The 1,445-nt window shown below is 58.3% G+C and carries 1 protein-coding gene; it reads right to left on the bottom strand.

Features of this window, described 5'->3' with window-relative positions; all coding sequences use genetic code 11:
* Positions 1-33 precede the first annotated feature (33 nt).
* Positions 34-1,394 (bottom strand): IS3 family transposase gene (locus Q3A80_RS31815; RefSeq protein ID WP_446332735.1). Its coding sequence is split into 2 segments (ribosomal slippage): positions 34-932 and positions 932-1,394, totalling 1,362 coding nucleotides; the frame shifts between segments, so codons are not numbered across the junction.
* Positions 1,395-1,445 lie beyond the last annotated feature (51 nt).

Here is a 1,445-nt window from a genome sequence, read left to right as displayed (position 1 = left end):
TGAACTGACCCCACGAAGTTGGACAGTTGAAGGCTAGGCGCTCAAGGGCTGAGTCCTGTATTGCACGGGACTCAGCCCTTTCAACTTGAGCTTGATGCGTTCGTGGTTGTAGTAGTGGATGTAGCGCTCGAGCGTGTCGCGCAAATGCTCCACGCAAGTGAAGCGATGTCCCCTGTAGCACTCGGACTTGAGCGTGCCGAAGAAGCTTTCCATCGCAGCGTTGTCCAGGCAGTTCCCCTTGCGCGACATGCTTTGAGTCAGCTTGCGTCGCTTCAATTGCCGACGAAACGCCGGCATCCGGTATTGCCAGCCTTGGTCCGAATGCAATAACGGCCTGTCCGTGCGTTTGAGTTTGGCCAATGCCTTCTTCAGCATGCTGCTGACCAACTTGAAGGTTGGACGTTGATCCATCTGGTAAGCCACGATCTCGCCGTTGTATAGATCCATCACCGGCGACAGATACAGCTTCCGCCCACCGACGTTGAATTCCGTCACGTCCGTCACCCACTTCTGGTTGGCCTGCGTGGCACTGAACTGACGTTGCAGCAAGTTGGGTGCGGCCTGACCGACCTCACCTCGCCAGGAGCGATATTTCTTCGGGCGCACCAGGGACTTCAGTTGCAACTGCTGCATCAGCCGCTGCACGGCCTTGTGGTTGACGAGCTGCCCGGCTTGCCGGATCGCGGCCGTGACGCGTCGATAGCCGTAGCGGCCCTTGTGATGGTCGAACACCGTCCGGATCTTTGCCTTCAGATCAGCGTGGCGATCCTCGGCATTCAGTGTCCCGAGCTGGTAATAGAACGTGCTGCGCGCCAAACCAGCCGCCTTCAGCAGGGCCGCTACCGGATGGTGCTCCCGCAGTTCTCGCACTATTTGCGTTTTTTCTTTTGCGCTGCCTGCTTCTTGGCCAGCAGCGCATCGAGCTTTTTTAAGTACGCCACCTCCGCGCGCAGATACTCGTTTTCCTTGAGCAATTCCTCGCGCGAGCGTTCGTCCGGTTTGTCGGATTCGGTAGGTTTCGGTGGAAGTGAAGCGGTCATCTTTCGGGGGTGTCCTCGTCGGCGAGGGGACAATGCATCGATACCGCCCTCATGATACAGGCGCTCCCAGCCTGCGACGCAGTCGGCGCCGCGAATGTCGAACAAGGCCGAGACCTGACCGTAGGACAACTCGTCTCTCCACATGCGCTGCAGTACCGACAGCTTGAACTGCGCATCGTAGTGCGTGTGCTTCTTGCGTAATCCCGCACTGCCATGCTCCCGGTAGCTTGCGACCCAGCGCCGGATCACCGTACGCCCCACGCCGTGCCGGGCAGCCAGCGATTTGATGCCAATTCCGCCGGCCAGATACTCGTCAACGATCCCTTGTCTGAACTGCTCGTTGTACTTCGTCATGTAAAACACCCCAAAGGTTGGACGGGTGTCCAACTTTTGGGGTGCAGTTCA

It is taken from the genome of Burkholderia sp. SR8 (assembly GCF_052851275.1).
Note: the sequence above shows the minus strand (reverse complement) of the source record. Positions and strands in the feature narration are given on the sequence as shown.